Origin of the sequence: Pseudoalteromonas sp. S3260, from assembly GCF_005886925.1 — a bacterium.
Taxonomy (GTDB): Bacteria; Pseudomonadota; Gammaproteobacteria; order Enterobacterales; family Alteromonadaceae; genus Pseudoalteromonas; species Pseudoalteromonas tetraodonis.
The window spans coordinates 1-8579 of record NZ_PNCV01000155.1; the positions used below are offsets into that span (position 1 = coordinate 1).

Annotated in this window: 5 protein-coding genes; 2 read left to right on the plus strand and 3 right to left on the minus strand. The window is 39.8% G+C overall.

Annotation, left to right across the window (positions count from 1 at the left end; genetic code table 11):
* Nucleotides 1-270: 270 nt before the first annotated feature.
* Together purU and CWC14_RS17405 are read left to right on the plus strand one after the other, a co-directional pair.
* On the plus strand, nucleotides 271-1101 hold the full coding sequence (gene purU / locus CWC14_RS17400; RefSeq protein WP_054201777.1) for a formyltetrahydrofolate deformylase: 831 nt from the start codon (nucleotides 271-273) through the stop codon (nucleotides 1099-1101).
* Between the two features lie 474 nt (nucleotides 1102-1575).
* Complete coding sequence (locus CWC14_RS17405) at nucleotides 1576-3462, plus strand: hypothetical protein (protein ID WP_138564148.1); 1887 nt, start codon at nucleotides 1576-1578, stop codon at nucleotides 3460-3462.
* Nucleotides 3463-4009: 547 nt separating this feature from the next.
* Here the strand turns inward: CWC14_RS17405 and CWC14_RS17410 are convergent.
* The 3 genes from CWC14_RS17410 to acs all read right to left on the minus strand — a co-directional run bounded on the left by CWC14_RS17410 (nucleotide 4010) and on the right by acs (nucleotide 8459).
* Nucleotides 4010-5617 (minus strand): AbgT family transporter, encoded by a 1608-nt coding sequence (locus tag CWC14_RS17410; RefSeq protein WP_138564150.1) that lies wholly within the window; start codon nucleotides 5615-5617, stop codon nucleotides 4010-4012.
* A gap of 158 nt (nucleotides 5618-5775) precedes the next feature.
* Nucleotides 5776-6426 carry a response regulator transcription factor gene (locus tag CWC14_RS17415; protein WP_008111545.1) on the minus strand — a complete coding sequence of 217 codons (651 nt, stop codon included), beginning with the start codon at nucleotides 6424-6426 and terminating at the stop codon, nucleotides 5776-5778.
* A 92-nt stretch (nucleotides 6427-6518) separates the two neighbouring features.
* Entirely contained in the window at nucleotides 6519-8459 is a 1941-nt protein-coding gene (acs, locus tag CWC14_RS17420) for an acetate--CoA ligase (RefSeq protein WP_138564152.1), read from the minus strand.
* Nucleotides 8460-8579: the final 120 nt, after the last annotated feature.

Sequence of the window (8579 nt, forward strand, 5' to 3'; positions counted from 1 at the left end):
ATTAAAATGCGCTAGCCGTGAGTAAAGCACACTAAAAACAACTTTTTAGCTAAACAATAGTATAAATATAGTAATAAACAACTGATTTAGTTCCTTGTTTTAAATCCTTACTAGAACACAATTTGTTAAACTTACTTAAAGCTAAATTAACCTTACTAACGCTATCTTAGCGTAAATTAAAATTAAACATTGGCTATCACACAAAGGTCTTGCTTTCTGAGTTAAAAGACAAATAATGAAGCAACTAACCACTGGGTAAGAATGAGGAAAATGAGTTATATACTAACCACCCAATGCGCAGACGATATAGGCTTAATCGCCAAAATTACCGGACTGTGTAATCAGCATAATTTAAATATTATTCGTAATAACGAATTTGTTGATAAAGATGCACAACGCTTTTTTATGCGCACAGAGCTTACGGGCGAACCACATGCTGAGTTTTTGTCACAACTGCGCGACGTATTACCAGCTGGCGCAAAAGTGGCACTGCACGGTGAAGAAAAAACCAAAGTGGTACTATTAGCCACAAAAGAAGCTCATTGCTTAGGCGGAATGTTACTTAAGCAATTTGAACAAGCTCTAAACATAGAGATACTCGCCGTTATCGCTAACTACCCTACTCTAGAGCCTCTAGTGAAAGGGTTTAATATTCCTTTTCATGTGGTTTCTCATGAAGGACTTACGCGCAGTGAGCACGACGAAAAAGTCGGTGACTTAATTGCCAGCTATAACCCTGACATTATTGGCCTAGCTAAATACATGCGTATTTTAAGCCCTGAGTTTGTTGGTCGATTTGAGGGTAAAATCATCAATATTCATCACTCATTTTTACCGGCTTTTATTGGTGCAAAACCATATCACCAGGCATTTGAACGTGGTGTCAAAATTATTGGTGCCACGGCTCACTTTGTTAATAATGAGCTAGACGAAGGCCCGATTATTTTACAAGACGTATCGAGTGTGACCCATGCGAATACAGCTGAGATGATGGCTAAAATGGGTAAAGATGTAGAGAAAACGGTGTTTTGTAAAGCACTGCAACTAGCATCAGAACACAAGCTGTTTATTAATGGCAATAAAACAGTGGTGTTTTCATAATTAGCTTTATATCAAAATTAAAATGCTAGCTACTAAGCTGGCATTTGTTTTTTCAATATAACTAAACCTAAACACTGGTTAAGAGACTTTATTAAAACAAAGTAAATTTACGTATCAGCTGTTTTCTATTGCAAGTAAATTCAACATAGTAGAACCGAGAATAGTGACTTCTTTTAGATTTACATCATTATTTACCACAGCCTTACTATCAACCTCTACGGCCAAAATATGCAATTTTCCTCTTGGCAAAACCATTCACTTTATGGGTTAGCTGAAATATCAGGTTATTTACTACACTCCCTTTTAAGCAATAACAACTTTTAAGAGATTTAACTTATCATATTCAAGTAACCTTAAGCTGAACAATATTATTGATATATAATCAGAAATTAAGCAATAATGTCTTAATGCATGCATTATTTTAGCTATGCTGATATTCCCTTTTTAAGGTTTACTATTTATAAGGAGCATTTGATGGCTTTTGATTACGGATCAATAGATCTTGGACTAAAAAACCCTTTCAAACTGGAAGGTAAAGTAAAAGCAATAAGAGGGCTTATTGAATCTGTTGTTGGCATCAGCTTGCTTGTTATCGCGTCTAGCTCTGTAAAAGAAGATGCAACAGCAGGTTGGATCTTAATGATATTTGGCATGTTAATACTCGCCCTAGGAATTCGGACTTTATCGGGTGGCATTTATGCAACGCTTAAGTACTTCGTAGGTAGAAACCACCCGACATCGTTGGCGTTTAATTTTAGTAAGTCACAAACCTCAACTGCACAAGAAGAAAAAAACGAAGTAGCCTACACTGCGCAAACATTAGAAGAAATGCTTGTTGGTCGCAAAAACAGTACTTTTAAAGAACCGAATGGCTTTTTATCGCGTTTGCTACATAGTTTAGTACCAAAACTATTATTTTTACCCTACCCAATACGTAATGTTGCCCAACGTTTATTTGGCTCATGGATAAGCACACTGGTTGCTCTTATCGCTTACGCATTGGTCGCCTTTGTGTCACTGTCTGGTTTTACCGGTGAAGCTGGCGAACTAGCTTTTCCAATATATAGTGCCATATTAATGTTTTATGTGCTGTTTTCTTGGCGCTCTTCTGGCAAACCTATTTCACGTAATGCAGAGAAGAATATTGAAGCCTTAGGTACTGGTGCTCTTGCTAAAATCATTTCTTTATCCTTTATATTGCCCATTGCTATAGGCCTGTCTATGTCGTGGATAATGCAAGAACAGCGCATAAGCAAACAACAAATAGACAATTGGCTTGAGCAATTACCCAACCTTAACGCGGGCCTCTATTTAACTGCCATTATTATTTTAGCTGCACTTAGTTGTGCACTTGTTTTTGTGATGATTAAAGCGCGTTTAAACGAAGTGACACCAAGCGCTGAAGTATCAGAACTACGTGAAAACTGGCAAGAGTCTGTTCATCCAGATGAAATTTTTATAAATCTTGATAACTTAGTAATGGCTAATCGCCGTTATAAAGAAGTACCTAATAGGGTTTATCGTGAGCTAGATCCTAAACTACAAGAGCAAATTGAAGGAAAAGGCGGGTTTAAAGGCGAAATGATTCAAGAGATTCAGCCTAAACTACACACAATGGATTTAGGTAAGCACTTTAACCTTTCTCGTTTAGTTGCGTTAATTAGTGGTAACTTACTCTACATTGTAGCGCTTACCTTTACTGTGTTGCTTGCTTACTCTTTTATTAATATTTACCACTATATTGACGCTGCTAATATAAATAGTATTGAACAAGCCTTTAATAATAAAAATATTATGGAGTTTAGCGAGCTGTTAATGGCAAGTGTTCATTTATTGCTTATCGGCATATTAGTTAAAGCATTTGCTCAGCTGCTGAGCAATAGTGCCCATTTATTTTTTGCTGAAATGCAATTTGAATCTTTACTCGTGTACTTCAAGTGCGAGGGCACATTTACTGAGTCAAAAATATCAACGGGCACCGGTATTCATGATAGCACACGCTCGGAAAATACCTTGGTACGTAGCAGCATAACGCCTTGGGTGATTGTTTCGCGCATTGTTTCTACAACCTTTGCAGCTACAGGCATGAAAAACCTCGAGCATCCTCGACATATTATGGAAATGCATAAAGATGAAGGTCAATTACAAGCAATCAAAAAAGATGTAATTGCATTTTTGAAAGATCGAGAATCAATTGCCTCTATCACTAGCGAACGCGATTTAGGCAATGCATCTCAACTGCACCAGTTAAACCAGCAAACACGGGCTGTGCCTATGCAGCCAGCTTTAACCAAAGATGATGAGGAAGCCGCTGGTTTTTTACGTCAGGAAGACGATTTAGCGTCTGAGCCAAAAACTTAGCTTATCTATATATGCCACCTTATTATTAGGTGGCATCTTTCCACACTAAAATCCCCCTCTCTACACATTGATGTAAATGTAATTCCCCCCCCCTGCAAGCGCAGTAAAGACAGGGAGGGAAATGAGGAAAATAAGTAATACACTAACCAACTAATACGCAGACGATATAGGCTTAGCCAAAATTACCAAACTCTGTAATCAGCATAATTTAGATATTATTAGGCCTTGTTGATAAAGATGCACAACGCTTTTTATGAGAGCAGAACTCACAGGCTAATCCCGCAGCGATTTTTTATTATAACTTTGCGAAGGATTTCCTGCTAACGTCAAAGAGGCACTGCACGGCTAAGAAAAAACCAAAGTTGTATTATTAGCTCCAAAAGAAGCCTCTGTTTAGGCGGCATGTTATTAAACTAACTTGGTAATACTCTAGCTGTTTATTAACGGCAATAAAACCGTCGTATTTTCATAATTAGCTTTATATAGCTATTAAAAATGCCAGCTAATAAGCTGGCAGTTTTATAAGTAAATAATAAACCTTACTTAACTAGGGTGTGTAATACGTTGGTGCCCCAGGGCCTACTGGCATACCTAAAACAAATACCCATAAGTAAAACAGTACCACCCAGCCAACAAAGAAGATTAAGCTGTATGGCAACATAGTGGCTACCAAAGTACCTATTCCCATGTCTTTTTTGTATTTAGTAGCAACCGCGAGGATTAAACCAAAGTAACTCATCATCGGGGTAATTAAGTTAGTTACTGAATCACCAATACGATAAGCCGCTTGAATTGTCTCGGGTGCATAACCTATAAGCATTAGCATAGGAACAAAGATAGGTGCTGTTACTGCCCATTGCGCTGACGATGAGCCTAAAGTTAAGTTCACTAAAGCACACATCAAAATAAACAGTACAAATACTTCCGGCCCAGTTAAGCTAAGAGCTTGTAGTAACGCGGCACCGTTAATCGCTAAAATGGTGCCTAAGTTAGTCCATTTAAAAAATGCCACAAACTGCGCAGCAAAAAACACTAATACAATGTACATGCCCATAGAGCTCATACTTTTGCTCATGGCATTTATCACGTCTTTATCATTTTTCATGGTGCCAACCACGCGACCATACACAAAACCCGGAATACCAAAGGTGACAAAAATAAAAACCACAATCCCTTTTAAAAACGGCGAGTGAGCAACTAGACCTGTTTCAGGGTTACGTAAAATACCGTCTGCGGGTACAATCGTCCAAGCGAGCAACAACGAAACAACAAGTAATGAAACTCCAGCCCATTTTAAACCTGATTTTTCTTTGTCAGTTAAACCGGCAATATTATTTTGAGCTAAATCTTCACTGGCTTCATCTGGGTTATATTTACCTAAACGTGGCTCAACAATTTTCTCAGTGACTAGCGTGCCTAATATGGCAATTAAAAATACCGATATCATCATGAAATACCAGTTTGCTTCTGCGCCTACTTGGTAAGTTGGGTCAATCATTTGTGCTGCAGGCGTCGTAATACCTGCTAATAACGGATCGATAGTACCCAGTAATAAGTTAGCACTATAGCCACCCGATACACCAGCAAATGCCGCAGCAAGGCCTGCAAGCGGATGACGACCTAAGCTATGAAATATCATTGCCGCTAGCGGAATCAATACTACATAACCCAGCTCAGATGCTGTATTTGATAAAATAGCGGCAAACACCACCATAAAGGTCACTAAGCGTTTTGATGCCCCCATTACCATGCCACGCATAGCGGCAGATAATAGCCCTGAATGCTCAGCTACACTCACACCTAATAGCGCAACTAATACAGTCCCTAATGGCGCAAAGCTAGTAAAGTTGGTCACCAGCCCCGTTACAATACGCTGTAAGCCCTCGGCACTGAGTAAGCTTACTACTTCAATAACACCATCTGGATCGCGCCCAGCAGAGCCCTCAGGGCGAGGATCTATAGCACTAAGTCCAAACCAATCAGCAACGCCACTAAATAAAATAATGGCAATACAAAACAGCGCGAATAAGGTAATTGGATGGGGAAGCATATTCCCTAAAAACTCTACCGTGGCTAAAAATCGATTAAACCAACCGCCCTTTGCGGCCTGATTTTCATCTTGGGATGTGTGTGGTGAGTCCATTGAGTCTGACATACCATGATCTCTTAATTACAAAATGCCCGTAACCTAGCATTATTTTCTGAGCAGGTCATGTAATAAAGATGAATGACTTGTTATGTCATGGTAATTAATAGATGGGTTTGTTGTGATGGGGTTACAAAAAAGAGGCTATCGCCTCTTATTTAGTCTGCTTAAGCTTGCTCTATGGGTTCTAGTTGTAGTTTTGCAGCAATTAAAACAGCTTGAGTTCGATTATAAACACCGAGTTTTCTAAATATGGCAGTGATGTGTGCTTTGACGGTCGCTTCTGAAATGTGAAGTTCGTACGCAATTTGTTTATTCAGTAAACCTTCGTGCAAATATTGTAATACGCGGTATTGCTGTGGAGTAAGTGATGCTACTTGTGCAGCAATTTCTCTATCTGCGCCTTCTATTTCAGCCACTTTACTTTTTAGTTCGGTTGGCAGCCAAGTATCGCCTTCGAGTATTTGGTTAATTGCGTTGGCAATATCATCAGATGATGATGACTTAGGAATAAACCCCATTGCCCCATAACCCATAACTTTCGAAACAATATTTACATCTTCACTACCCGAAACCACCGCAATAGGTAAGCTTGGGTAATCCTCACGTATACGGATCAAGCCGTATAAGTCACCGTTACCTGGCATGTGTAAATCTAGTAGTAATATATCAAGATCTTCTTGTTCGCTTAACACCTGCAATGTGCTATCAAAATCCGCTGATTCAAATACTTCTAAACCTGCAAACTTTGCACTCAAAGCGCCCTTTAGTGCTTCACGAAATAACGGATGATCGTCCGCTATTAAAAACTGACTCATTGTTCACTCCCAAAAATTCGGCTGCTATCCAATAGACAACAGCCGATATACTACGTTTAGAATCAACTTCTAATCAAGCTTTTAACGCGAAATTAACGATTTAATCGATTTTCTACTAGCTCATCAACCACTGACGGATCCGCAAGTGTTGAGGTATCACCAAGCTGTTGGTGCTCATTTGCCGCGATTTTACGTAAAATACGACGCATAATTTTGCCAGAACGTGTTTTTGGTAAACCTGGAGACCACTGGATCATATCGGGTGATGCTATTGGGCTTAGCTCTTTTCGTACCCAATTACGGATCTCTTTTGTTAGCTCATCACTCACCGTTACACCCTCGTTTGGAGTTATGTAAACGTAAATACCTTGGCCTTTAATATCATGCGGGTAGCCTACTACTGCCGCTTCAGCTACAGCTTCATGAGCAACTAACGCACTTTCAATTTCCGCAGTACCTAAACGGTGCCCAGACACATTAAGTACGTCATCCACACGCCCTGTGATCCAATAATCACCGTCTTCATCACGACGACAACCGTCACCAGTAAAGTACACACCAGGATAAGCGCTAAAATAGGTTTGTTCAAAGCGCTCATGGTCGCCATAAACGGTTCGTGCTTGTGAAGGCCAACTATCTAAAATCACAAGGTTACCATCAACCGCACCTTCCAATGTATTACCTTCAGCATCAAATAATGCAGGTGCAATACCAAAGAATGGACGTGTTGCAGAGCCTGGTTTCATATCGGTTGCACCTGGTAATGGCGCAATCATGATGCCACCGGTTTCGGTTTGCCACCAAGTATCTACAATTGGACAATTCGACTTACCAATTTTTTCGTAGTACCACGTCCACGCTTCGGGGTTAATTGGCTCACCTACTGAACCTAAAATACGCAGGCTATCTCGGTTTGAACTGGCAATTGGCTCATCACCTTTGGCCATAAGCGCTCGAATAGCAGTAGGTGCGGTGTATAAAATAGTCACGTTATGTTTATCAACCACTTCACCCATACGACCAGCAGTTGGGTAAGTTGGCACACCTTCAAATACGACTTGCGTACACCCATTAACGAGCGGCCCATAAGCAATATAACTATGACCTGTGATCCAGCCAACATCAGCACTACACCAAAAAATATCATCGTCTTTTAAATCAAAAATGTATTCGTGGGTCATAGATGAATACACTAAATAACCACCGGTGGTATGTACCACACCTTTAGGCTGACCTGTAGAACCTGAAGTGTATAAAATAAACAATGGGTCTTCAGCGTTCATGCGCTCAGGCTCACACTCGGGTGCTTCATCAGCAACTAAGTCATGCCACCAAATATCATGGTCGTGCCAATCAACATCGCCTGAAGTTAGTTTATGTACCACTACATGCTCAACGGTAGTGACTGAATCTTGTAACACTGCTTCATCAACATTGGCTTTAAGCGGTACACAGTTACCCGCACGTCGACCTTCATCTGATGTGATCACCACCTTAGCGCCTGAATCATTAATGCGATCTGCAATAGCCGATGGTGAAAAGCCACCGAATATAACAGAATGAATCGCACCTATACGGGCACAAGCTTGCATTGCATAAATAGCTTGTGGGCTCATTGGCATATAAATGGCAACACGGTCACCTTTTTTTACACCCAATTTTTTTAAGCCATTGGCAAATTTAGCGACTTCGTCATGTAGTTGTTGATAGGTAATATTTTCACTTTGCGAAGGATCATCACCTTCCCAAATTAATGCTACTTTATCTGCTTTTGTTTTTAAGTGGCGGTCGATACAGTTGTAAGATGCATTAAGGTAGCCATCTTCATACCATTTGATATTAATATGGCCTTTATCAAATGAAGTGTTTTTTACTTTTGAATAAGGAGTAAACCAGTCAAGACGCTTACCGTGCTCAGCCCAAAACCCTTCAGGGTCTTCTACAGACTGTTTATACATCGTATTATATTTTTCATTATCGACGAGCGCTGCGTTTTTAATATGCGCAGGAACTGGGTAGATACTTTGTGACATATTAGTCTCCAATTTATATTACTTGCCTTAGGCTTTTCATCAAGGATTACTCAGCGGTGCACTATTAAATATTAGACATTAGTTGTATCTGGATTCAAATAACTAGGGTCTGTTGACCTT